Consider the following 23,386-nt stretch of genomic DNA (forward strand, 5'->3'; position numbering starts at 1 on the left):
CCTCGGTACGCGCCAAATCACCTGATCGCAACGCTTGACGGACCGGCTCCCGGCTGGTTATATACCTGACAATAAACATAAACTTGGTCAAATAGCCCAACTTTACGAGGAATCTATGAGCACTGAAGTGGCGAGCCAGCCGGTCGCCGGGCAATACGAGTTGAGCCACCTGCGCTCCCTCGAGGCCGAAGCGATGCACATCATCCGGGAGGTCGCGGCCGAGTTCGAGCGGCCCGTGCTGCTGTTCTCCGGCGGTAAGGACTCCATCGTCATGCTGCACCTGGCCATCAAGGCGTTCGCGCCCGGTCGGCTGCCGTTTCCGGTGATGCATGTCGACACCGGACACAACTTCGACGAGGTGATCGCGACCCGCGACGCAATGGTCGCCGAGCACGGGGTGCGCCTTGTCGTGGCCAGCGTGGAAGAGGACATCGAGGCCGGCCGCGTGATCGACAACGGCCCCTCGCGCAACCCGTTGCAGACGGTGACCCTGCTGCGCGGCATCCGCGACAACAAGTTCGACGCGGCGTTCGGCGGCGCGCGGCGCGACGAGGAGAAGGCCCGCGCCAAGGAGCGTGTGTTCAGCTTCCGCGACGAGTTCGGCCAGTGGGACCCGAAGGCGCAGCGCCCCGAGTTGTGGAACCTGTACAACGGCCGGCACCGCAAGGGGGAGCACATCCGGGTCTTCCCGCTCTCCAATTGGACCGAGTACGACATCTGGGCCTACATCGGCGCCGAGCAGATCACGCTGCCGTCGATCTACTTCGCCCACACCCGCCCGGTGTTCCAGCGCGACGGGATGCTGCTGGCGGTGCACAAGTTCATGCAACCCCGCGACGGCGAGCAGGTGTTCGAAACCTCGGTGCGGTTCCGCACCGTCGGCGACGTCACGTGCACGGGCTGCGTGGAATCCACCGCCGAAACGGTCGAGCAGGTGATCGCCGAGACCGCGTTGTCGCGGTTGACCGAGCGGGGCGCCACCCGCGCCGATGACCGGATCTCCGAGGCCGGCATGGAAGACCGCAAGCGGGAGGGCTACTTCTGATGGGTTCGTCGACGACACTGTTGCGCATCGCGACGGCCGGCTCGGTGGACGACGGCAAGTCCACCCTCATCGGGCGGTTGCTGTTCGACTCCAAGGCGGTCATGGAAGACCAGCTCGCCGCGGTCGAACGCACGTCCCACGAGCGTGGCCACGACTACACCGACCTGGCGCTGGTCACCGACGGGCTGCGCGCCGAGCGCGAACAGGGCATCACGATCGATGTCGCCTACCGCTACTTCGCCACCGCCAAGCGGAAATTCATCATCGCCGACACCCCGGGGCATCTGCAGTACACCCGGAACATGGTCACCGGCACCTCGACCGCCCAACTGGCGATCGTGCTCGTCGATGCCCGCCACGGCCTCCTGGAGCAGTCGCGACGCCACGCGTTCCTGGCCTCGCTCCTCGGGGTGCAGCACATTGTGCTGGCGGTCAACAAGATGGACCTGATCGACTGGGACAAAGAACGTTTCGAGCAGATCCGCGACGAGTTCCACGCCTTCGCCACCCGGCTGGATTTCCACGATGTGACCACCATTCCGCTCTCGGCGCTGCAGGGCGACAACGTGGTGACGAAGTCGGACAAGACGCCGTGGTACGACGGTCCCGCGTTGCTGAGCCACCTCGAGGACGTCTACATCGCCGGTGACCGCAACCTGGTCGACGTGCGCTTCCCGGTGCAGTACGTGATCCGGCCGCAAACCCACGAGCATGCCGATCACCGCAGCTACGCCGGCACCGTTGCCGGCGGCGTGATGCGCCCGGGCGACGAGGTGGTGGTGCTGCCGAGCGGAAAGACCAGCACCATCACCACGATTCACGGACCCACCGGTCCGGTCGCGGAGGCGTTTCCGCCGATGGCGGTGTCGGTGAGTCTGACCGACGACATCGACATCAGTCGCGGCGATATGATCGCCCGCCCGAACAATCAGCCGGTGGCCACCAAGGAATTCGACGCCATGGTGTGCTGGATGGCCGACGAGGCCACCTTGGAACCCGGCCGCGACTACCTCATCAAGCACACCACCCGCACCACGCGGGTCCGGGTGGGCGCGCTCGACTACCGTCTCGACGTCAACACCCTGCACCGCGACAAGGCGGCAACGGCGTTGAAGCTCAACGAACTCGGCCGCATCACGCTGCGCTCACAGGTGCCGCTGCTGCTCGACGAGTACGCCCGCAACGCCAGCACCGGGTCGTTCATCCTGATCGACCCGGACACCAATGTGACCGTGGCAGCGGGAATGGTGCGCGACACCGCACCCGCGGCCACCCGCGGCGCCACCCCGAACACCGTGCGCCACCAGTCGCTGGTCACCCCGGGGGAACGGCTGAGCAAGGGCCGCACCCTGTGGTTCACCGGACTGTCCGGCTCCGGCAAGTCTTCGGTCGCGGTGTTGGTTGAGCAGCAACTGGTCGAAAAGGGCTGCCCCGCCTACGTTCTCGACGGCGACAATCTGCGTCACGGCCTCAATGCCGACCTCGGCTTCTCGATGGACGACCGCGCCGAGAACCTGCGGCGTCTTGCGCACATCGCCACGCTGATGGCCGACGCCGGTCTGACGGTGCTGGTGCCCGCCATCAGCCCGTTGGAGGAGCATCGCGAGTTGGCCCGCAAGGTGCACACCGATCAGGCGACCGACTTCTACGAGATCTTCGTGGACACCCCGCTCGCGGACTGCGAGCAGCGCGACCCGAAGGGGCTCTACGCCAAGGCGCGGGCAGGGGAGATCACCCATTTCACCGGCATCGACAGCCCCTATCAGCGGCCCAAGAATCCGGACCTGCGGCTGACGCCCGACCGTAGTCCCGACGAACTGGCACAGCAGGTCATCGACCTCCTGGAGGCCGGTCGTGGCTGATCATCAACTGGCCGCCGACCTGGCGACCCGCGCCGGTGAACTGTTGCTCGCGGTGCGGACCGAACTCGAGGATGCCACCGCCGAGGAACGAAAGGCCGCCGGCGACAAGCGCTCTCACGACTTCCTGATGGCGGAGTTGGCGGCGACCCGGCCAAACGACGTGGTGCTGTCCGAGGAGGGCGTCGACAACCCCGAGCGGCTGACCGCACAGCGGTTGTGGATCGTGGACCCGCTCGACGGCACCCGGGAGTTCTCCGAGTTGGGGCGCGAGGACTGGGCCGTGCACGTAGCGCTGTGGGAAGCCGGTGAACTCGTCGCCGGTGCGGTGGCGCTACCGGCTCAAGGGATCACGTTGTCGACACCGACGGTGCCGAAGGTCCCGCCCGCGCCGAGCCAGCCCCGCATCGTCGTGTCGCGCACCCGGCCGCCGGCGGTAGCGCTGGCAGTGCGCGACGCGTTGGGCGGTGTGCTGGTCGAAATGGGTTCGGCCGGTGCCAAGGTGGCCTCGGTGGTGCAGGGCGTCTCCGATGTCTACGTCCACGCCGGTGGGCAGTACGAATGGGACTCGGCGGCGCCGGTCGCGGTGGCGCGAGCGGCAGGCCTGTACACCTCACGCATCGACGGTTCGCCGTTGCGCTACAACCAGTCCGACGCGAAACTGCCCGATCTGATCGTCTGCCGGCCCGAGCACGCCGAAGCGGTCCTGGCGGTCACGGCCGCGACGAACTGAGTTCGTCGAGGAAGGCGAAGCGCTCCCGGACCTCGTCGGCCACGATCCCGAACTGTTCGGACGTGTAGCGGTGTTGCCCCGCGGCGTCGCGGGGGTGACTGCGCTGGTAGGAGTCCACGAATGCCGGCAGGTCCTCCGGCGGGGCCAGGCCGGCGGCGCCATAGATGTCGGCCACGACGGTGGCGGGCGCGGCGGTCAATTCGCGGTAGTCGATGTCGACGAAGGTGGCCGCGGTCTGCCGTCGCACCTCGACCGCCCGACGGAACCACAGTTCGCTCTGGGCGACCTGCTGGCGACCGACCTCGAAGGGGTCGACGTCATCGCTGTAGGTGGCGCGGTAGACCGCGAACAGACTGGCCCCCGAGGTCAGGGTCGCGACGATATCGCGATGAATCTGCACCACCACCAGCCCCGGGAAGGTGTCGATGAGATGGTCGAGTTCGGCGGTGTGGGCCGGGGCCTTCAACACGAGCCGCCGGGGATCGCCGGCGGTCAGCAGTTGCAGCACCTCTCGGTAGCGCGCGTAGGTGCCGGTGAAGTCCTGCGCGGCAAGCCAATCGGCGTACGACGGCAGCCGCATCATCGAGGTGAAACCCCAGTTGCGCAGGTCGGTGCCCATCCCCAGCACGCATTCCTCGGGGAGGGTGGGTCCCGAGGGGTGCACCACGGCCATGGCGGGGTTCAGCGTATGCAGCAACTCGCTGGCCGGGCCGGCCGCCGCTGCGGTGGCCGGGCGTTCCGGGCCGACAAAGCGCCACGGTGCGACGAGTTCGGCCGGCAACGGCGCATGCAAACGGGGGTCGGTGTTCAGCAGCCGGAACAGGAACGTCGTCCCGGTCCGCCACCCGCCGATGATCACGATCGGCGGCGCCATTTCGACGTCGTGGAGCGCGGGGTCGTCGTTGTAGCACTGCGCAATTCGGGCGCCGGCGGTCAACCTGCCGGCGGCGGAGTCCAAGGCCATTCTGATTCCGACGGCGTTCAGCCGGCCGTCCTGGTGGGCCGAACCCAGGAACTCCTCCAGTGCGGATGCCCAACCGTCGGCGAAAAGCGCGGGGGAGTGCTTGCCGCCTCGGGTCGCGCGCTCCCCGACCCGATCCGCGTCGAATCGGTAGCGGTGCGGGTTCTCGAGCCGATCGCGCTCCGCTTCGGCGTAGATCTGCCGGGCCGTCGGGCTGCGTTCGGGCAGCCGCCAGGTCATCGCAACACCTCGAGGTCACCGAGTCGGATGCGTTGCGCCTGCGGAAGGTCCGGCGCGGCGCCGGGTTGCAGGAACCGCAGCACGAACAACCCGAACCGGCGGCCTTCGGTGTCCAACCAGTCGTAGCCGCGCACACCCGGATCCCGGGCGGCGAGCACGAATCGGTACCTGCCGTCGGTCAACGTACTCGAGGCGCCGGTGCGCGACACGGTGCGGTGCCGGTAGTCCAGCGAGTTCAGAAATCGGCTGTACAGCACGATGTTCCAGTGCCGACACGGCGGCGGGACGCCCTCGATCAGCAACGCCTCACCCTCATCGAGCTGCCAGGCGCCCCGCAGATAGTCGATTCCGGGTTCGGTGAAGGCCGCCCCGCCGGCCATCGCCGACCAACGTCGCACGGTGTTGGGTTCTTTCGCGTCGGCGGCCACCGACAGCTCGAAAACCTGCGGCACATTCGCGATGACGGCACCGATCCGGGACAGGCCGGCGTCCAACGTCCGGGTCCGCACCGCGGCTGGGGCCGGCGGCGGGTCCAGCGTTTCGATGCGGCACCAACCGGGGCGTTCGGGGTCGGCGCCGTGGTGGGCATAACGCACCCACAGCGATGTCGAGCCGGACGGCAGTGTCAAGCCCGGAGCGGCCCCGAAGTCGTTGGTAGCCAGCGTCACCCCGAAATCACCATCGGCGTCGACGCCCAGGTCGTCGCTGTCGATGCGGGCCACTGCGGCTGCATCGCCGACGCCTTTACCGCTGTAGACCGTGATGGATTGGTACACCGACTGGCCGATGTTGCCGGTGATCCGATAAGAGCGGTCGTCGCGGATGTCGGTGATCCAGTATCGGTAATCCGGGTTGTCCATGAAGAATTTCTCACGCCACCCGTTGAACGGCATCAGCTCGGGCCGGTCCCGGTCGACTTCGAGGCGGCCCAACAGGTTGTTGACCGCGCGCAGCAGTGCTCGCCGACCGTCGGCGCGTTCGGCCGCATCGAGTGCGGCGGTGGCCGCATCGAGGGATTCGCCGGCCGCGCGCATGCCGTCGACCAGGGCGGTCCAGCCGTCATCAGTCATTGCCCGGCATGCTAGCCGCGCGGTCGGCGTCCGGATGGGAACTGGGACGACGCGGCGTTGTCGAACGGTAGCTTGGTGGCATGACCGACCACCCCACCTTGCGCGCCCTGACGGGCCTGCCCGTCGAGCCGTCGAGTCTCGCCGCGTCCACCCTGATCCTGATCGACTGCCAGAACACCTACACCCGTGGTGTGCTGGAACTCGAGGGCGTGCAGGCGGCGCTGGCGGAGGCGGCCACCATGCTGGACCGCGCGCGCACGGCCGGAATTCCGGTCATCCACATTCAGCACGACGCGGGCCCGGGTTCGCCCTATGACGTACGGGAGGAAATCGGCGCGATCGTCGACAGCGTCGCGCCGCGCGAAGGTGAACCGGTGGTGGTGAAGAACTACCCGAATTCCTTCGTCGGAACCGACCTCGACGAGCGACTCAAGTCGCTGGGCGCGCAGAACCTGGTGCTGACCGGGTTCATGACCCACATGTGCGTCAACTCCACCGCGCGCGGCGCGTTCAACCTCGGTTACGCCCCGACCGTGGTGGCCGCGGCGACCGCGACCAGGGCGTTGCCCGGGGTCGAGGGCGAGGTTCCGGCGGCCGCCGTGCACAGCGCCAGCCTGGCCGCAATCGCGGACCTGTTCGCGGTCGTGGTGCCCGACGCGGCGGCGATACCGGACTGAACTGGGCCGAAATGGCAGGATTGCGCTGATGCGGATGTCGGCGAAGGCGGAATACGGCGTGCGGGCGATGGTGCAGTTGGCCACGGTTGCCGCCGGGGAGCTGGCCACCACCGACGACCTGGCGAAGTCCCAGGGCATTCCGCCGCAGTTCCTGGTGGACATTCTGACGGTCCTGCGAACCGACCGTCTGGTGCGCAGCCACCGCGGTCGCGACGGGGGCTACGAGCTCGGCCGGCCGGCCGACCAGATCAGCATCGCCGACGTGCTGCGGTGCATCGACGGACCGCTGGCCAGCGTGCGGGACATCGGTCTCGGTGATCTGCCGTACTCGGGGCCCACGGCCGCCCTGACCGACGTGTGGCGGGCCTTGCGGGCCAGCATGCGCTCGGTGCTGGAGCAGACCACTCTGGCCGACGTCGCGGCCGGGGCGCTGCCCGAGCACGTCAGCCTGCTGGCCGACGACTACCGCACGCAGGAGACGCAGCGCGGGCATCAGCCCGCGGGTTGAGTCTTTTCCGGGTTTTCCGGGCCGTTATCCGGACCCTTGTCCTGGCCCCACTTGGGATTGCCGTCGTCATCGAGCCACTCGTTGATCGCGGTCCCGGTCACGGTGTTGTCCGAGCCGGGTAGCACTGCGGTCGGCCGGTCCTCGTAGACCTTGGCCATGCGTTTGGCTTCCTTCTTGGCCGATTCGGTGATCTCGACCTGCTCGGGTGGATCGGTTTGCTCGTTCATCCCTGAGGGCTGCCCGCTGCTGTGATCCATCAAACACCGAACTCAGATCCGATCGTCGATCGTCACACTCCCGAATTCCGAGCGCGCCGTGACCTCCGAGACCGCCTCGGTGGGGTCGGAGGTTCGCGGCACCCGGACCACGGTCCGACCGTCGGCGGCGCCGGTGCTGGCTTGGACCAGGAACGGCCCGTCTCCGCCCAGCCCGATCGTGACTTCACCTTGGCCCGTGGTCGCCTCGATGCGCGGCGGCGGCGGGTCCTGGAAGTCCACACTGATCCTGCCCTCAACGGTGTTGGCGGAGAATGATTCTCGAACGGCGATGGGCCGACGACTATGAATCGAGCCGTGCTCGTTGTGGATCTCGGTGGTGCGGGCCGCGCCGCGCAGGATTACCGCTCCGTTGTCGGTCCGGGCCACCAGCTTGTCCAGGTCGGCGTCGACCATCAGGGCGCCGTAGCGCTGGGCGGTGTTCAGCGTCAATCCGCGGGCCGCCGCCGGCGGCAACACGACCTTGACCTCGCCGGCTCGCACCCACCGGAGCCAGCCCGGGGCCGCCCCGCGGACCGAGACGCGGGCGCTCTCGGCATCGGAGGTCACGTCCAATTCGTGGCGGTTGGTCCCCGTGGTGGTGACAAATCGCAGTTCGACGCGCGCCTCGGTGGCCTCGTCGTCGGACACCACCCGGATGGCCATCGGCACGTTGGCGGCATCGATGTGCAACGTTCGCAGGGTGGCGGGCAGAGTCTGGGTGTCGGCGATGGCCCGGATGCGGCCCACCCCCAGGGCGACGGTGGTCAGGCTCGTCACCACGCCGAGGCAGAGCACGATGGCGGCGGCGACGATGACGACCCGGATGGTGTTTCGTCCGCCGCGGGTGAGCGGAGTGGATGTTTCGGTCATGAGGTCCTCCGGTCAGCTGTCCAGGTAGCGGAGTACCGCCAGGATGCGGCGGTTTTCGCTCTGGTCGGGAGCAAGGTCGAACTTGGTGAAGATGGATGCGATGTGCTTTTCGGCGGAACCGGTCGAGATCGACAGCGTCGCGGCGATCGCCGAGTTGGTCTTGCCCTCGGCCATCAACTGCAGTACGTCGCGCTCCCTGGGCGTCAGTTCGCTCAGCGCGTTGCGGCGCTGCGATCGGACCAGGATCTGCGCGACGACTTCGGGATCCAGCACGGTGCCGCCGGCGCCGACGGTGGCGACCGCGTCCAGGAACGCCGGCACGTCGGCGACCCGATCCTTGAGCAGATATCCGAATCCGCGGGTATCTGCCGCGATCAGTTCGGCCGCATAGCGTTCCTCGACGTAGTGCGACAGCACCAGGACCGCCGAATCCGGGTTCTGGCGGCGGATCAGGGCCGCGGCCCGGATGCCCTCGTCGGTGAAGGTGGGCGGCATCCGGACATCGACGATCGCGAGGTCCGGGTGCAGGTCGTTGACGACGCGCAGCAGGTCGGTGGCGTCGGCCACGCCGGCGACCATCTCGTGGCCGGCGTCGGTCAGGATGCGTTCCAACCCCGCGCGCAGCAGCGCCGAATCCTCGGCGATCACGATGCGCATGGCAGCACCGCGCTCACGATGGTGGGGCCGGTGGCCGGGCTGGACAACGACAGCGTCCCGCCTGCGGCGCGCACCCGTTCGGCCAGCCCGCGCAGACCGGTGCTGTCGGGATCGTCGGTGATCTGCGCGCCGCCGCGCCCGTCGTCGAACACCGAGACGTGTAATTGGTGAGCCGCGTTGTCGAGGCGCACCGTGACCACCGCCCGGCTGGCATCAGCGTGCTTGGCCACGTTGGTCAGCGCCTCGGCCACCACGAAGTAGGCCACCGCCTCCACCTCCTCCGGCAGCCGACGGGGCAGATCGACCTCGAGATAGGTTGGGATACCGGAGGTTTCACTGCGTTGGGCGACAGCGGACAGCGCGGCGTCGAGGCCGCGGTCGGACAGGATGGTCGGCGCGATGCCGCGTACCACGTCTCGTAATTCCGAGAGCGCCTGCTTTGCATCGCCGTGCGCCTCGTTGATCAGGGTCTTGGCGGCAGGCAGGTCGGAATCCAGCTTGGTCTGCGCGAGCCCGATCGTCATGGCAAGCGACACCAACCGCGGTTGCACGCTGTCGTGCAGGTCGCGTTCGATGCGATGCCGCTCGGTGTGCGCGGAGGACACCGCACCCTGTCGGGCGTCGGCCAGCGCGGTGACCTGATGTTGCAACGCCGCGGTGCTCGACGGTGCCAGCAGCCAGCGGTCGATCAGGGCGTCCACGCTGGGTGCCACGGCCAGGATCCCGACCGCGCCGAGCAGTGCGGTGATCGCCAGCAGCCACGCCACCGGCACCGGCAGGAAGTCCAGGCCGACGGCCGGGTCGCTGTTGCGCACCGCGATGGCAACGGCCGGGCCCACGATGGCGGATGTCAACAGCACCAGCGCGATACCGGTGGCCACCACGTCGTAAAGCATCCGCAGATAGTGGTGGCTGAACACCTTCCAGAACCGGGCGCTGCTGAGGTCCAGCCACAGTTGGTGCAGCCAACCTTGAAACCCGGTGTATTTCGACAACGGCCGTGCCGGTACCGCGATACCCAGACCGAATACCGCCTCGCTGCGGACCCGTTCCACCACATCCACGCCGCGGATCACATAGACGAAGGCCACCGCGGCAATCACGGTGCCGATCAGCGAGGGAATCGAGGAAACGGCAATGATGATGAGGGCCAGGGGAATCCAGAACCACACCAGGGCGAGGAAAGCGTTGGTCACCATCGACGCGGTGGGTACCACGCCCAGATGCCACCCTTGGGTGCGGGCCCGCGGCGGTGCCGGAAGAACATCGGTTTCGACTGCCATACGTCAAACCTAGGTATCCGCGGCGTGCGGCGACATGCCGTTTTCCGGACAGTGTGGCGGGGGATATCCCCCAGGTCCGTCGGGGATCAATGGATCCGACGTCGCGTTAGGGTCGGGGCGTGATCGCTGCTGCCAGCCCCGGTGAGGCGCCCGCGCCGCACTCGCGGGTCGAAATGCTGGGAAACATCGGACCCAATTGGTTCGCCGCGGTGATGGGGACGGGCATCGTCGCCACCGCCGGTGCCACCTTGCCGGTGCAGATTCCCGGTGTGCGCGGATTCACCGAGGTGGTCTGGGTGATCGCCCTGGCGCTGCTGGTCGTGCTGGGTGTCGTCGTCGGCGGGCACTGGCTCTGGCATCCGCGGGTGGTGCGCGGACATGCCCGCAACCCGCAGATGGCCCACTTCTACGGCGCGGCCCCGATGGCCCTGGTGACGGTCGGATCCGGCGCGCTGCTGGTGGGTAAGGACCTGATCGGGGAGCGCGTCGCGGTCGATCTGGCGTGGGTGTTGTGGACCGCGGGCACGTTGGGGGGTTTGTTCACCGCGGTGAGCATCCCGTTCCTGATGTTCACCCAGTACACGGTCGAACCGGATGCGGCGTTCGGTGGCTGGTTGATGCCCGTGGTGCCGCCGATGGTGTCAGCGGCCGGCGGTGCGCTGCTGATTCCGCATATGGCTCCGGGCACCGGGCGCGAGACCATGTTGTACGGCTGCTACGCGATGTTCGGCCTGTCACTGGTGGCGTCGTTGATCATCATCTCGATGATCTGGACGCGGCTCACGTTGTACGGCACGTCGGGCACCGCGCGGGTGCCGACGCTGTGGATCGTGCTCGGCCCGCTGGGCCAGTCCATCACGGTGGCCGGCCTGCTGGGCAGCTACGCGGCGCTGGCGGTGGATCCCGCGCTCGCCGACGGCATGCGCGTCTTCGGGATCTTGTTCGGCGTGCCGGTGTGGGGTTTCGCCGTGCTGTGGATCGCCTTGGCGACGGCACTGACCGTCCGCACGTTGCGGCGGGGTATGCCGTTCGCGCTGACGTGGTGGAGTCTGACGTTCCCGGTCGGTACGTTCGTCACCGGCACCACCCAGCTGGCGACACACACGTCGTTGCCGGCGTTCGAGGTCGCCGCCGTGGCCGCCTATGTGGGTCTGTTGGGGACCTGGGTGTTGGTGGCGATCCGCACCACCAGGGGCAGCGTGCGCGGCAACCTGTTTCAGCCGCCGATCAACACCGACCCGATCCGGGCCCGCAAGGATCCCCTGGGCTGAGCCCGGCCGTGCCACAATCCCGGTGTGCGCATAGGGATGACGATGCCGGTCATGGAACCGGATTTGGACGCCGCGACGCTGCGGCTGTGGGCGAAGACCGTCGACGAGGGCTCGTTTTCGTCGTTGTGCTGGGGTGAGCGCATCGCGTTCGACAACCCGGACAGCCTGACGCTGCTGGGCGCACTGGCGGCCTGGACCGACCGGGTGCAGTTGGTGACGACGGTGATAGTGCCGCAGTTGCACGATCCGGTGATGTGCGCCAAGGCATTGGCCACCGGCGACCTGATCTCCGAAGGTCGGCTGACGGTGGGGTTGGGGGTCGGCGGCCGGCATGAGGACTACCAGGCCGTCGGCGCGGACCCGAAGACCCAAACGATGCGCGGCATGGCCGAACGGGTCGAGATCATGCGTCGGGTGTGGGCCGGGGAACGCGTCGGCGACGCGGTGCTGCCCGTGGGACCGTCCCCGGTGCAACGCGGCGGACCGCGGCTACTGGTGGGGACCATCGGACCCAAGACCGTGCGCAGCGCGGCCGGCTGGGCCGACGGGCTGGCCGGCACCACGCTCGATCTCGACGTCGCCAAGCAGAATGACCTGTTCGACGTCGCCCGTCAGGCGTGGGCCCAACTCGACAAACCCGCACCGCACTTGGCGACGTCATTCTGGTTTGCGCTGGGTCCGGCCGAGGCGGCGCGTGATCAGGTGCGTGCGCACCTGCGCCGCTATATGAACTGGATTCCCGCGGAGTTCGTCGATGCGATCGCCCCGACCACCGGATGGTCGGGAGACGAGGACGAGCTGGCAGCGGTGTTGCGGGCTTTCGAAGCGGTGGGCACCGACGAGGTGCATCTCATTCCCACCAGCTCCGACGTGGAGCAACTGCGGCGTGTTGCCGAGGTGGCGCGCGACTTCAATTAAGCCGCCGAATGCGATTGCCCGCCAAGCGGTCTGGACCCGACGGGTCAGGTGGTGGGCGAGGCGGTGCGGTTCTTCTCGGGTGATTCTCGCCGCGGGCGGTCCGAAAAGACAAGCGCGGCAACGTCATTATCGCGTGACGTGTTCTTCGGTGCCGCGGTCGGCTGATGCGGGTGCGAGAAGAGAAGCTCTGGTTCCATGGTGGTGTCCTAGCGTTTAGGGGTCACGCATGCGGGGCGTTACAAAGATGTACACTGCGCCACAAACGCGTGAATGTCGCCGTCTCGGCGCTCTAGTGCCCAGTGCTTGCGGCATCTGATGCCCACTGTACACGGTGCGGCCGAATCCGGGCCGGAGTTGGGCGGCGATGTCGACCGATTTCGAGCACGTCCGGCGGTGGGTGCCCCGATCCGCGGTTATGGTGAGACATGGGTAACCGCCGCTCACTGTCCTGGTTCTATCAGCTCGATCGCGCTGATCAGGCCGTTCTTTTGGCCCGGCCGCATGGGTACCTACCCGACGGCGTGGCAGCCAAAATCGAAGGCCACACGGTGCCCGCCGGGCGCGACGGCACCCCCGACGCGACCCCGCGTTGGCAGCTGCGGTCGGCGGAGGCGAATCTTCTCGAAGACGAGCGATTGCGGCTCGACGCCATGTGGCGCGGCTTGTCGCCCGGCACGCGTGCGGAACTGGTGGCCTCGCGCGGCGGGCCGGTGCCGGCGCACTGCCGAGAGGCCATCCTCGATCTGCTACCCGGCGGTGTGCCCCCGGGTACCGACCTGGACGTCGCCTTCGACCTCACGGGCATCGTCGCCGCGTACGTGGAGATGGCCGCCGGTGACGGCCGGGGGATTGCCGTATGAACGCCTTTGGCAACTACCAATACGAGATCTACTTTCAGGGCCTCACCGGCGTGCTGCCCACCTTGCCGATGTCGTATGCCGAACTCGAGGAACGGGCCCGCCACGCGCTATCGCCGTCGGTGTGGTCCTACGTCGCCGGGGGCGCCGGCGATGAGCACACCCAGGACGGCAACGTCACCGCCTTCCGGGACTGGGGTCTGATGCCCCGGATGCTGGTGGGAGCGACCGAACGGGACCTCTCGGTCGAATTGTGGGGGAAGCGTTGGCCGGCACCAATTTTCCTGGCACCGATCGGCGTCATCGGCCTGTGTGCCCAGGACGGTCACGGCGACATCGCCACCGCCAAGGCGGCCGCCGCCACCGGGGTTCCGATGGTCGCCTCGACCTTGGTGGAAGACCCGATGGAGGACATCGCCGCGCAATTCGGGGACACCCCAGGGTTTTTCCAGCTTTACTGTCCCAACGACCGCGACATTGCCGAGAGCCTCGTCCGCCGCGCTGACGCCGCCGGCTACGACGGGATCGTCGTCACGCTGGACACCTGGATCCCGGGCTGGCGCCCGCGGGACCTGGCGATGTCGAACTTTCCGCAGTTGCGCGGCAAGTGTCTGGCCAACTACACCAGCGACCCGGTGTTCCGGGAGAAGGCCGGGCTTGCCGAGGGCGGTGATCCCCGCGATGCGGTCATGTACTTCGCGAGCGTCTTCGGCAAGTCGCTGACCTGGGAGGACCTGACCTGGCTGCGTTCGCTGACCACGTTGCCGCTGATCCTCAAGGGCATCTGTCACCCCGACGATGCCCGGCGCGCAGCCGATTTCGGTGTCGACGGGATCTACTGTTCCAACCACGGCGGTCGGCAGGCCAACGGCGGGCTGCCCGCCATCGACTGTCTCCCGGATGTCGTCGAGGCCGCGGGGGACCTGCCGGTGCTGTTCGACTCGGGGGTGCGATCCGGTGCCGATGTCATCAAGGCGCTGGCGCTCGGAGCCAGTGCGGTGGGCATCGGCCGACCCTACGCCTACGGTCTGGCGCTCGGCGGCGTCGACGGGATCGTGCATGTGGTGCGCTCACTGCTGGCCGAGGCCGATCTGATCATGGCGGTCGACGGATACCCGACGCTGGCCGATCTGACCCCGGATGCGTTGCGCCGCGTAGGACGGTGACTCCTGTGCAGTGGTGGGAGACCGCGGTGGTCTACCAGGTCTACATCCGTAGTTTCGCCGACGGTGACGGCGACGGGATCGGCGACCTCACCGGACTGCGCGCGCGGTTGTCGTATCTGGCCGCGTTGGGAATCGACGCGGTGTGGATCAACCCGTGGTATCCCTCGCCGATGGCCGACGCCGGATACGACGTCGCCGATTACCGCGAGATCGAGCCCGCCTACGGCACTTTGGCGCAGGCCCGCGAATTCATCGACAAGGCCCACGGCGCCGGCATCAAGGTGCTGCTGGACATCGTGCCCAACCACACCTCCGATCAACACCGGTGGTTCCAGCCCGCGCTGCGCGACGAACCCGGGGCGCGGGAACGCTACCTGTTCCGGCCCGGCCGCGGCGCGAACGGCGAACTGCCGCCGAACGACTGGCAGAGCATCTTCGGTGGTCCGGCGTGGACCCGGACGGCCGACGGGACGTGGTATCTGCACCTGTTTGCGCCCGGGCAGCCCGATCTCAACTGGGACCACCCCGAGGTGCGGGCCGAGTTCGAGCAGGTGCTGGCGTTCTGGTTCGACCTGGGTGTCGACGGATTCCGCATCGACGTGGCACACGGACTGGTGAAGGCGGCGGGGTTGCCGGATCGCGGTGGGGTGGGCAATCCGCATCCAGCGTTCGACCAGGACGGTGTGCACCAGATCTACCGCAGCTGGCGTGCGGTCGCCGATCGCTATGAGCCGCAACGGATCTTCATCGCCGAAGCGTGGGTGCCCAGCAACGAGCGGCTGGCGCGTTATCTGCGGCCCGACGAACTGCACACGGCCTTCCAGTTCGACTTCCTGCGTGCACCGTGGCGCGCGTCGAATCTACGGGCGGTCATCGACGAGGCGATTTCCAGCGCGGCGTCGGTGGGGGCACCGCCGACCTGGGTGTTGTCCAATCACGATGTGCCACGGACCGTGACCCGCTACGCGCGCTCACAACCGGACGGCATGGTCGAGTCCGAATGGGAACGGGCGCGCTGGGCCGAGGAGGAGGCCGACCACGGCCTGGGCCGGCGACGGGCGCGCGCGTGTGCGCTGCTGCAACTGTCGTTGCCCGGCACGGCCTATGTCTACCAGGGCGAGGAGCTGGGTTTGGAGGAGATCGAGAACCTGCCCGACGAGGTGCGACAGGACCCGACCTGGGTGCAGTCCGGGTTCACCGACGTCGGCCGTGATGGCTGCCGGATCCCGCTGCCGTGGTCGGATCTGCAACCGTCCTACGGGTTTTCGCCGCCCGATGCGGCACCCACCTGGCTGCCGCAGCCCGCGCACTGGGGCGGCCATTCGGTGGCGGTACAGGAGCAGGACCGCGACTCCGTCCTGAACCTCTACCGGTCTGCGCTGGCGCTGCGCCCCCGGTTGTGGGTCGGCGCCGGCGAGGTGCAGTGGCTGGCAAGCGGCGACGGGGTCCTGGGCTTTGCCCGCGGCGCCGCGCAGTGCTGGGTCAACACCGGCGACACCGGTGTGCCGCTGCCTCGAAACTCGGCGGTGGTACTGGCCTCGGGGCCGGGGGTGGGCACGGTGTTGCCGCCGGATACCGCGGTGTGGCTGAGGCCGGCGTCGTCCTGACGAACGCTGCGCTCGATTCCGGCCGCGCACAACAAACTTCCCGTAGGGTGGAGGTACTGGCGGCTTATCTTCCGCGGCTCCGATCGGACCCGACGTCATCGCCGGTTTTCGCAAGTTGGCCGAATCCGGCCAGAGAACGGAGCGTCCTCATGACGCTGGTTGAGAAGGTTGTTCATCGAGGCCCGACTGGTTCGGGCCCCATACAGACTCCGCGGCTGCGGCTGAAGCCCCTGGCCCCCGAGACCGGGATCGTCGACGGTGCGTGGTGGCCTCGCAGCGACGACCTCGCCGGCGAGTTGCCGGACTTGTTGGCGGTGCTGACCGTCCGGCTGGGTGGCATCGAACGCGTGCAGTATGGACTGAACGAGTGGAAAGACGTCCCCAAGACGGTGGATGTGGCCGGCAGGACGGTGAAACTCGATGGTTACTGGCGCCAGCCGCCCGGCACCATCGGCGTTCTCGGCCTGACACACGACGCACTGACCCTGCTGGTGGTTCCGGTGCTCATGGACGCCGAGGACGCGCACACCTCGATGATGACCGCGGCCCACCCCGACGACCGCGGTACTCCCGATGCCCTGCTGGGTGTCGGAACCGATGAGCGCATTGCCCGCGACTTGTCCACGATCGCGGTACAGCGTTGGGAATCGGAGGGGGGAGCGGCGGCCAAGTCGGCGCAGTACGCGCGCAACGACATGGCGCTTGCCGAGTAATCGCACACGCAAAGAGTTCGTCGCGTGACCGCCGCTGACCTCCGTGTTTAGCAGAATCGGGACCGATGTGGTCCGCGTTCTGCACTGCGGACTGGCTAACACCCGCCGACGGTGGAACGATATCCATAGTGGATTAGCGCTGAGTTGCGGTCGTGTCGCTATGGCACCCACGTCATACCCGCCGGATGCGACTGAAGCCAGCGGTGAGGAGTGCACAGATGAGATTGAAGAACATCGCGGCCGGAGCGGCCGTGACCGCGGCGCTGGGATTCGGCGCGATCGGACTGGCCGGCCAGGCTGGTGCCGACGACAATTGGCGCCCGTGGTTTGACCCGATCCCACCGCCCGGACACGTCGGCCACATTGTCGGCATTCCACCCGGCCATATCGGCCACGCCGTGGGCGTCCCGCCGGGGCACTGGGACAAGCCGTGGAAGTGGTTCCACTAAGGACGACGACTGCTCGACACGAGGGCCGTCCCGCGATCAGCGGGGCGGCCTTCGTGCTGTCGCGGGGCTTCTCCGCTGGCAGTGGTCTCCGCTGGCATCGAGATTGCTGCCCTGGTCTCGAGGTTGTCCTGAGGGCGGAAATTCGACGACATTTCCGCCGTGAGCTCACTCTCGAAACCAAGAATGCAATCTCGACCCCTGCCCGTCGAGCCCGGGTGGGGCGCGTGAAGGAACGTCCGTTGGCCGGGCAGGCTCCAAAGAATCCCGCCGATTCGAATGCTTCCGGCACGCGACCGGCGCTGCCAACATCATGAGCGTGTTCTGTTAATCGACGCGATCCCGTCGCCTCGCTGTGCAATCTGCACATTCGAAGTCCGCCGGCACGACCGGCTGGTAAAGCCCCCGGATGCAGCCATCTGCTGTCCACCTCTTGTCGCAATCGCTCTGCCGCAGGCAGTTTCAGGAAAGGAATACCGTGACCGTCACCATCGACAGCCCGTTCCGTATCACCCCGCTCGAACCGGTCGAACTCGATCCGAACGCACTTGGTCACCCCGCCAGCAATGTGGATTCGATTCCGCCGCTGGCCCCGCACTGGCAAACGCTCGACTTTCGCGAAATCCTCTCGCGGCCGGCCGCATTCCTCTCGGTGAGCCAGTCGAATTCGCTCTATCGCCCGGGCGGCGTCCAGTATGCCGAGGGCCATGCCTTCCGCGGTAGCCTGGCGGCCACCGTCAGGGCCGTGCAGGCCGCGCGCAACGCCCCGAACTTCGCGTCCTTCAACTGGATCGGCTTCTCGGTGTTCCGCGATGACTATCCGCAGACCGATTTCGACCGGGCGCAGTATCAGAGTTGGACGGGGGACATCGACGCCACCGCGGAGCAGATCGCTTGGGACAACGAACTTGTCGGGGAACTGCGCGAGCTGGTGCGACCGGGAGACAATGAGCTCTATGAGAAGGCGCTGCAGACGGCGTTCGTTGGCACCGATCTGCCCGGCACGCTGATCCGGCAGAAGGTGGAAGTGGTGGTCATCACCGGAATCCACCTCGACTGGTGCATCGAGGGCAATGCGCGAGCGGCCCGCGACCACGGCCTGCTGCCGATCGTGATCGGTGATGCCACGGGTGCGGCGCACCCGGATTCGGAGCGCGCCTCCTTTGAGCGGATCAACAATTTCTTTGCCCCGGTGATCACGTCCGAGCAGTTCGTGAATTGGGTGAACCGCTGATGGGAAACGTGGGATTGCTGCTCGTCGGGGTCGTGCTGTTCCTCAACGGGCTGGTGTCGGTGGGTGTGGTCAGCCCCCGCAGCGCGGCGCCGTTGAACCTCCTCGTCGGTGCTGCGCAGGTGGTCTTGCCGACGCTGGTCCTCGTGCAGGCCGGCGGTGACTTGGCGGTCATCAACGCGACCTGGCCCAGCTACCTGTTCGGCTTCACCTACCTGTGGTTCGGACTCATTCAGATCACCGATCTCGACCCGCGTGGATTCGGTTGGTACAGCTCGTTCGTCGCGGTGATCGTCGGGTTTTATGCGGTCAAGGCCATCGGAACCGACCCGGTGTTCGCCGTCCTGTGGGCCACCTGGGCCGTCATGTGGTCGCTGTTCTTCGTGCTGCTGGGCCTCGGTGTGACCAAGGTGGGCAGGCTGGATCTCGGGCATTTCACCGGCTGGGTGCTGGTGTTGCTGGGAATCCCGACGTGCACCATCCCGGCCCTCCTGCTGCTGAACGGTGTCTGGCCCACCTCCGGTGCCGCGGGCCTGGCGGCGCTGGCCGCGCTGGCCGCGCTGGCCGCGCTGGTGGCCGCCCTCGCGTTGTCGGTGATCTTGGCCGGTCGCACCGCGGACTCTCAACGCGACACCCCGGATCTCGTGCAGGCGCCGAAACGCGAGTTGCGGGAAGAGGTCCCGCAGCTGGTGTGAATGCTGCGTATCGCGGGTGAACTGGGGGCGGGATCGGATTCCCGCCCCCAGCTCATTGCTCGAACGCGTCGACCGCGGATTCGCGTTGCGTCGGTGCGGAGCGACGCGAGGCGGGTTTCAGCAACACCGATACGCAGCCGACGGTGGCCATTACCGCCAATGCTGTTGTATGGCCTAATGATTCAGCCAGGAATCCGGTGAGCGGTGCGCCAAGGGCCTGGCCGGCCGCGAGGGCGAAGAAGGCCAGGCCCACCCCGAAGGATGCCGATTCCGGGTAGGTGCGGGTGCCCCAGATGAGCAGCAGACCGGTCATGCCGATGTAGGCCGCACCGAAGACGGTGACCGCCAGCAGGACAATCGCGGTGTGCTGCGTGGCAACTGCCAATAGGACGGTCGCGGCCGACATGGCGCTGATGACCGCGATCCACGCGGGTCGAAATCCCAGGTGTCGGACCAGGTCGCCGCCCAGGGCCCCGACAATGCCGGCGGCTCCGAGAAGCACCCACGATGCCGTCGCAAACCCGTCGACATGAAACTGGCTGATCACGTCTCGGCCGAAGTTCCAGACCGCGATGCTGCCCAGGCCACCCAGCAGTGACGCGCTCAACAGCGCGCCCGTGCCGGGCCGGTACCACCGACCGAAGCCCCGGCGCCGGAGGCGGCCTCGCGTTTCGCCGCGCAGCGCGATCGCTATCCATCCGGTGACCAATGCGGCAACCAGGGCATACACCCCCCACGCCACTCGCCATTGATCGGTGAGCAGATAGGCGATCGGTCCCGAGACGACCACACCGACGCCGGTGCCGGCGTTGACGAAGGTTTGCGCGCGGTCGGCCGCATCGCCGGTCAGTCGTTGCGCGACGGCGGCTGCCAGCGGTGGGGAGGCGAGCCCGGTGCTGCTACCGGCGATCAGAATGCCCACGGCCAACACCGTCGCGGTGGGCGCCACCGCCACCAAGGCCAGGCCCGCGGTCGCGACGACGCCGGCGGCGAGCGCTGTCCGGCGCGCCCCGAGCCGATCGGTCAGCACCAACGCGGCCACGATCGCCACGCAGTAGCCGACGTAGCTGCCGGCCCCGATCACCCCGATGGCGCTCGGGGTGAGGGCGAACTGCTCGGTGAACGCGGGCACGAACAAGCCGTAGGCAAACCGCGCGAAGCCGTAACAACACCCGATCAGCGCGGCGCCCGCCGCGACCAATGAATAGAACGTTCGTTGCACCTGGCTAGAATGGCAGCATGCCGCGAAGCACGCAACCCGCCCGCGACCGACTCCTGCGCGCGGCCGACGAACTCTTCTACGCGCACGGCATCGCCGGCACCGGGGTCGACGCCGTAATCGAGAAGGCCGGCGTCGCGACCGGCTCGCTGTACAAGAACTTCGGCGGCAAAGCCGCCCTGGTGGCCGCGTACCTGGCCGACCGCGACCGCCGCTTCCGCGAGCTGTGGGAGACGCACATCGAATCCGCCGGCGATGCGCGCGCCCGGCTGCTCGCTCTGTTCGCCGCGCATGCGGACTGGGCCCAGCAGACCGGTGGGCGGCGCGGCTGCGCGCACGTCGCCGCTGCCACCCAGCTTCCCGCCGACCACGTCGGGGTCGCAGCGGCCGTCGAACACAAGCGACGGCTGGTCGCGCGCCTCATCGAACTCGCCGAGTCGGCCGGGGCGTCGGAGCCGCGCGAACTGGCCCACGAGCTGGCACTGATCTACGACGGGATGCTCAGCGCGCAGGCCATCGGAATCGACCCGGACCCCCTCGCACGGGCACGCAGGTTGGCAGCGCGGGTCGTCGAGGCTGGCCTCGGTACCCGCTGACCGCGGTGGCGTACGAGCCGTTCGGTCTCACCCAAGTTGTACTGGCGGCGAGAATTCGGCGGTGTTTGCGCCGTCAGCTCAATCTCGACGCCACGGCTGCAATCTCGCAGCGCGGGCGAAAAGTGCGTTATGAGCCGCCGGATCCGTACGGCCGGGTGATGATCTCGAGATTGTGCCCGGACGGATCCTGGAAGTACACGCCGCGGCCGCCGTCGTTGTGGTTGATCTCGCCGGGGCGCTCAGCGCGGGGGTCGGCCCAATGTTGCAGTCCCCGTTGCTGAATGCGGCCGTAGATCTCGTCGAACTCGGCTTCGGAGACCAGGAACGCGTAGTGCTGCGGATGAATGTCCGCCCCCGCGGGGACCTGGGCGTAGTCGAGGCTCGCCCCGTGGTCGATGGTCACGGCCAGGAACGGTCCGAACTCCGTGGCAGCGGGCAGGCCGAACATCTCGGTGAAGAACGTCGCGGACTCCGCGCGATCCCGCGCCGCGACAATGGTGTGGTTGAACTCGATAGCCATGTCAATCCAGTGAACCACCACGGGCCGACGGCTCGCAACGGTGCACAACCCTCGTCATCGGGGCCCGCCACTTTTCGCGAACTGTGGTCTGCGCGGCGGCGGCCTCGTTAGGGTCCACTCGAACGCTGGAATCGAGGGGGAGAAATCGTGGAGCGCTTGACGGTGTGGGTGGGCGGCGGCATCGTCGGCGCCGGGGTATCAGCGGCGGTGATCGCCGGTGCCGGAGCGGCGCACGCCGATACCGATGCGGCATCGGACTCGGGCCGCGCCGGCCCGTCGGCGCCGGCCAAGGCGGGCAAGTCCGGACAGTCGGGCGACGCCCCGAAGGCCGAGCACAAACAGCGGCGGGACGTCGCATCGACGGCGAGCCGCTCCGGAGCGAAGCAGCCCGCAGCGCGGTTCGCCCGTTCGCTGGCCAAAAACGTCTCCAAGAACCTCCGCGAGGCGGTCTCCGTCAAGGCGAAACACGTTCTGGCCAAAGCGGAGTCACGCGTGGCTGATCGGCTGGAGCAGGCGCGAAACTCCCTTGAGTCGGCCCAGCCTGCCCAAGCGCCCACCAAGCGTGAGGCCCTGACCAAGGCCGTGGTGCTCCGGGTCACCCCGAAGTCGGTCGCAGCGGACCCCGGCGGTTCCGACCGAGCGGTGGCCGACGCCCCGCTGCGCCGAGAACTGTCCCGCACCGTCGCGAAGCTGTTCCGGCATTCGACACCCGAACCGACCGCCGCCGCTTCGGCGGCCGAGTCACCGATTGCCAACGCTCCCGAGCCGGCCTTGCGGCTCGCGGCGACCAAGGCGTCCGACGCCGTCGCCGCGGCCACCACCGTCGCGGCCCCCGCTGCCGCGAAAAGCCCGTTCGCGGTGTTGGATCGGTTGCCGACGCCGATCAAGCGGATCGGGTCCCTGGCGCTCCGAGCGCTGGCGGTGGCCGAGCGAATTGTCGTGGGCCCGGCCCGGGTGCCGCCCGCCAGCACGGTCACCGTGCAAAGTTCCACGCTCGACCTCGGCAACGGGCAGACCGTCCCCGCCGACTGGTACTTCCCGGCGGGCGATACGCCACCGGAGCGGATGATCTACCTGCAACACGGATTCCTGGCCACCGGCCCGATGTACAGCTACACCGCGGCACACCTGGCGCAGAGCACCAACAGTGTTGTCGTGGCGCCGTCGCTGTCCTCGGACTTCTTCGGCGCCGACGACCGCTGGCTCGGCGGCGACGGCATGCACGACGTCATCGCCGCGCTGTTCGTCGGCGACCGGGACGCGCTGACTGCCAGCGCCGTCGCGGCCGGGTACGCCACCCATTACGGACTCGATGCCGCCGACGCCCAGCTGCCGCAGAAGTTCGCGCTGGTCGGGCATTCACTGGGCGGTGCGGCCGTCGCCGGGGCGGCGGGATACCTCGCCGAGAACGGCGGCGCGCAACATCTGGTCGGTGTCATCCTGCTCGACGGGGTGCCGACGGGAACCACGATGACCGATGCGCTGCGCAAGCTGCAGTACTACGAGGACCACGGCGGGGCGTTCATCCCGGTCCGGGAGATCGGGGCACCGAACAACCTTTGGAACTCGGTGAGCAACGTCAACCAGGCGTTGGCCGCCGAGCGACCCGACCACTACAACGGGGTGGTGCTGGTCGACGGCGTGCACATGGATTCCATGCAGGGCGGCAACGTGCTGATCCAGTTCGCGGCCTATGTGGCCGCCGGCATCCCGCGACTGCAGAATCCGCCGGCCGTCCAGATCCTGGCCACCGAGTGGCTCAACGACTGGTTCGGCGGCGACACCGGCGAAAGCGACTGGCTCGAGCCCGGTTCGAGTTTCGACATCCCCACCGACAGGGGCGTCGCCACCGCCATCGTCCTCGGCGGCGGTTCGGTACCGACGGTGTACGGCACGGTGTTCGATCCGGCCGCCATCCTGGCCGTGGTGCGGCCCGAGCTTCCGCGCGGAAATGGATTGCAGCTCAGTGTGTCTGCGTGAGGAATCG

Annotated in this window: 24 protein-coding genes; 16 read left to right on the top strand and 8 right to left on the bottom strand. The window is 67.9% G+C overall.

The features are described from left to right. Positions 1 to 115 precede the first annotated feature (115 nt). From cysD to RCP80_RS06120, 3 genes are read left to right on the top strand one after another with little or no spacing between them, the layout of a single operon-like run. Positions 116 to 1,045 carry a sulfate adenylyltransferase subunit CysD gene (cysD, locus tag RCP80_RS06110; RefSeq protein ID WP_308481483.1) on the top strand — a complete coding sequence of 310 codons (930 nt, stop codon included), beginning with the start codon at positions 116 to 118 and terminating at the stop codon, positions 1,043 to 1,045. Then, complete coding sequence (gene cysN / locus RCP80_RS06115) at positions 1,045 to 2,907, top strand: sulfate adenylyltransferase subunit CysN (RefSeq protein WP_308481484.1); 1,863 nt, start codon at positions 1,045 to 1,047, stop codon at positions 2,905 to 2,907. The genes cysD and cysN overlap by 1 nt, the downstream gene beginning before the upstream one ends. Continuing rightward, positions 2,900 to 3,637 carry a 3'(2'),5'-bisphosphate nucleotidase CysQ gene (locus tag RCP80_RS06120; RefSeq protein ID WP_308481485.1) on the top strand — a complete coding sequence of 246 codons (738 nt, stop codon included), beginning with the start codon at positions 2,900 to 2,902 and terminating at the stop codon, positions 3,635 to 3,637. Before cysN ends, RCP80_RS06120 begins: the two co-directional genes overlap by 8 nt. On the opposite strand, the gene RCP80_RS06125 is transcribed toward RCP80_RS06120, so the two are convergent. Together RCP80_RS06125 and RCP80_RS06130 are read right to left on the bottom strand one after the other, a co-directional pair. Next, positions 3,618 to 4,838: a sulfotransferase family protein gene (locus RCP80_RS06125; RefSeq protein WP_308481486.1), complete on the bottom strand. Its 1,221-nt coding sequence runs from the start codon at positions 4,836 to 4,838 to the stop codon at positions 3,618 to 3,620. The two genes, RCP80_RS06120 and RCP80_RS06125, sit on opposite strands and share 20 nt — an antisense overlap. Further along, positions 4,835 to 5,908 carry a DUF1214 domain-containing protein gene (locus tag RCP80_RS06130; protein WP_308481487.1) on the bottom strand — a complete coding sequence of 358 codons (1,074 nt, stop codon included), beginning with the start codon at positions 5,906 to 5,908 and terminating at the stop codon, positions 4,835 to 4,837. Before RCP80_RS06130 ends, RCP80_RS06125 begins: the two co-directional genes overlap by 4 nt. 80 nt (positions 5,909 to 5,988) lie before the next feature. Here RCP80_RS06130 and RCP80_RS06135 point away from each other — a divergent pair, with 80 nt between their 5' ends. Next, positions 5,989 to 6,585, top strand: a complete 597-nt coding sequence (locus RCP80_RS06135; protein ID WP_308481488.1) for a cysteine hydrolase family protein — start codon at positions 5,989 to 5,991, stop codon at positions 6,583 to 6,585. 28 nt (positions 6,586 to 6,613) lie between these two features. After that, the gene (locus RCP80_RS06140; RefSeq protein WP_308481489.1) at positions 6,614 to 7,093 is read left to right on the top strand and encodes an Rrf2 family transcriptional regulator; all 480 of its coding nucleotides are present in this window, start codon (positions 6,614 to 6,616) and stop codon (positions 7,091 to 7,093) included. On the opposite strand, the gene RCP80_RS06145 is transcribed toward RCP80_RS06140, so the two are convergent. From RCP80_RS06145 to RCP80_RS06160, 4 genes are read right to left on the bottom strand one after another with little or no spacing between them, the layout of a single operon-like run. Then, positions 7,078 to 7,320 (bottom strand): hypothetical protein, encoded by a 243-nt coding sequence (locus tag RCP80_RS06145; protein ID WP_308483055.1) that lies wholly within the window; start codon positions 7,318 to 7,320, stop codon positions 7,078 to 7,080. The two genes, RCP80_RS06140 and RCP80_RS06145, sit on opposite strands and share 16 nt — an antisense overlap. A 42-nt stretch (positions 7,321 to 7,362) precedes the next feature. Further along, positions 7,363 to 8,220, bottom strand: a complete 858-nt coding sequence (locus tag RCP80_RS06150) for a DUF4097 family beta strand repeat-containing protein (protein WP_308481490.1) — start codon at positions 8,218 to 8,220, stop codon at positions 7,363 to 7,365. 12 nt (positions 8,221 to 8,232) lie between these two features. Further along, entirely contained in the window at positions 8,233 to 8,877 is a 645-nt protein-coding gene (locus tag RCP80_RS06155) for a response regulator transcription factor (RefSeq protein ID WP_308481491.1), read from the bottom strand. Next, on the bottom strand, positions 8,865 to 10,160 hold the full coding sequence (locus RCP80_RS06160) for a sensor histidine kinase (protein WP_308481492.1): 1,296 nt from the start codon (positions 10,158 to 10,160) through the stop codon (positions 8,865 to 8,867). The genes RCP80_RS06155 and RCP80_RS06160 overlap by 13 nt, the downstream gene beginning before the upstream one ends. Positions 10,161 to 10,333: 173 nt before the next feature. On the opposite strand from RCP80_RS06160, the gene RCP80_RS06165 reads away from it, so the two are divergent. From RCP80_RS06165 to RCP80_RS06205, 9 genes are all read left to right on the top strand, one after another. Continuing rightward, the gene (locus tag RCP80_RS06165) at positions 10,334 to 11,431 is read left to right on the top strand and encodes a TDT family transporter (protein WP_308482725.1); all 1,098 of its coding nucleotides are present in this window, start codon (positions 10,334 to 10,336) and stop codon (positions 11,429 to 11,431) included. A 36-nt stretch (positions 11,432 to 11,467) separates the two neighbouring features. Continuing rightward, positions 11,468 to 12,349, top strand: a complete 882-nt coding sequence (locus RCP80_RS06170) for an LLM class flavin-dependent oxidoreductase (protein WP_308481493.1) — start codon at positions 11,468 to 11,470, stop codon at positions 12,347 to 12,349. Between the two features lie 425 nt (positions 12,350 to 12,774). Further along, positions 12,775 to 13,209, top strand: a complete 435-nt coding sequence (locus RCP80_RS06175; RefSeq protein WP_308481494.1) for a hypothetical protein — start codon at positions 12,775 to 12,777, stop codon at positions 13,207 to 13,209. Then, positions 13,206 to 14,372, top strand: a complete 1,167-nt coding sequence (locus RCP80_RS06180; RefSeq protein ID WP_308481495.1) for a lactate 2-monooxygenase — start codon at positions 13,206 to 13,208, stop codon at positions 14,370 to 14,372. Before RCP80_RS06175 ends, RCP80_RS06180 begins: the two co-directional genes overlap by 4 nt. Continuing rightward, positions 14,369 to 15,979, top strand: a complete 1,611-nt coding sequence (locus RCP80_RS06185) for a glycoside hydrolase family 13 protein (RefSeq protein WP_373693458.1) — start codon at positions 14,369 to 14,371, stop codon at positions 15,977 to 15,979. Before RCP80_RS06180 ends, RCP80_RS06185 begins: the two co-directional genes overlap by 4 nt. 149 nt (positions 15,980 to 16,128) lie before the next feature. Then, positions 16,129 to 16,692, top strand: coding sequence for a DUF5994 family protein (locus tag RCP80_RS06190; RefSeq protein ID WP_308481497.1), 564 nt, complete (start codon positions 16,129 to 16,131; stop codon positions 16,690 to 16,692). A gap of 218 nt (positions 16,693 to 16,910) precedes the next feature. After that, on the top strand, positions 16,911 to 17,141 hold the full coding sequence (locus RCP80_RS06195) for a hypothetical protein (protein ID WP_308481498.1): 231 nt from the start codon (positions 16,911 to 16,913) through the stop codon (positions 17,139 to 17,141). A gap of 475 nt (positions 17,142 to 17,616) precedes the next feature. Beyond that, complete coding sequence (locus tag RCP80_RS06200; protein WP_308481499.1) at positions 17,617 to 18,372, top strand: cysteine hydrolase family protein; 756 nt, start codon at positions 17,617 to 17,619, stop codon at positions 18,370 to 18,372. Next, positions 18,372 to 19,064: an AmiS/UreI family transporter gene (locus RCP80_RS06205; RefSeq protein WP_308481500.1), complete on the top strand. Its 693-nt coding sequence runs from the start codon at positions 18,372 to 18,374 to the stop codon at positions 19,062 to 19,064. Before RCP80_RS06200 ends, RCP80_RS06205 begins: the two co-directional genes overlap by 1 nt. Positions 19,065 to 19,116: 52 nt before the next feature. Here RCP80_RS06205 and RCP80_RS06210 read toward each other — a convergent pair whose 3' ends face one another. Then, entirely contained in the window at positions 19,117 to 20,286 is a 1,170-nt protein-coding gene (locus RCP80_RS06210) for an MFS transporter (RefSeq protein WP_308481501.1), read from the bottom strand. Positions 20,287 to 20,303: 17 nt separating this feature from the next. Here RCP80_RS06210 and RCP80_RS06215 point away from each other — a divergent pair, with 17 nt between their 5' ends. Next, the gene (locus RCP80_RS06215; protein WP_308481502.1) at positions 20,304 to 20,879 is read left to right on the top strand and encodes a TetR/AcrR family transcriptional regulator; all 576 of its coding nucleotides are present in this window, start codon (positions 20,304 to 20,306) and stop codon (positions 20,877 to 20,879) included. Between the two features lie 127 nt (positions 20,880 to 21,006). Here the strand turns inward: RCP80_RS06215 and RCP80_RS06220 are convergent, their stop codons facing one another. Continuing rightward, entirely contained in the window at positions 21,007 to 21,399 is a 393-nt protein-coding gene (locus RCP80_RS06220; protein WP_308481503.1) for a VOC family protein, read from the bottom strand. Positions 21,400 to 21,546: 147 nt separating this feature from the next. On the opposite strand from RCP80_RS06220, the gene RCP80_RS06225 reads away from it, so the two are divergent. After that, on the top strand, positions 21,547 to 23,379 hold the full coding sequence (locus RCP80_RS06225) for an alpha/beta hydrolase (RefSeq protein WP_308481504.1): 1,833 nt from the start codon (positions 21,547 to 21,549) through the stop codon (positions 23,377 to 23,379). Positions 23,380 to 23,386: the final 7 nt, after the last annotated feature.

Source organism: Mycolicibacterium sp. MU0053 (assembly GCF_963378095.1).
Lineage (GTDB): Bacteria > Actinomycetota > Actinomycetes > Mycobacteriales > Mycobacteriaceae > Mycobacterium > Mycobacterium burgundiense.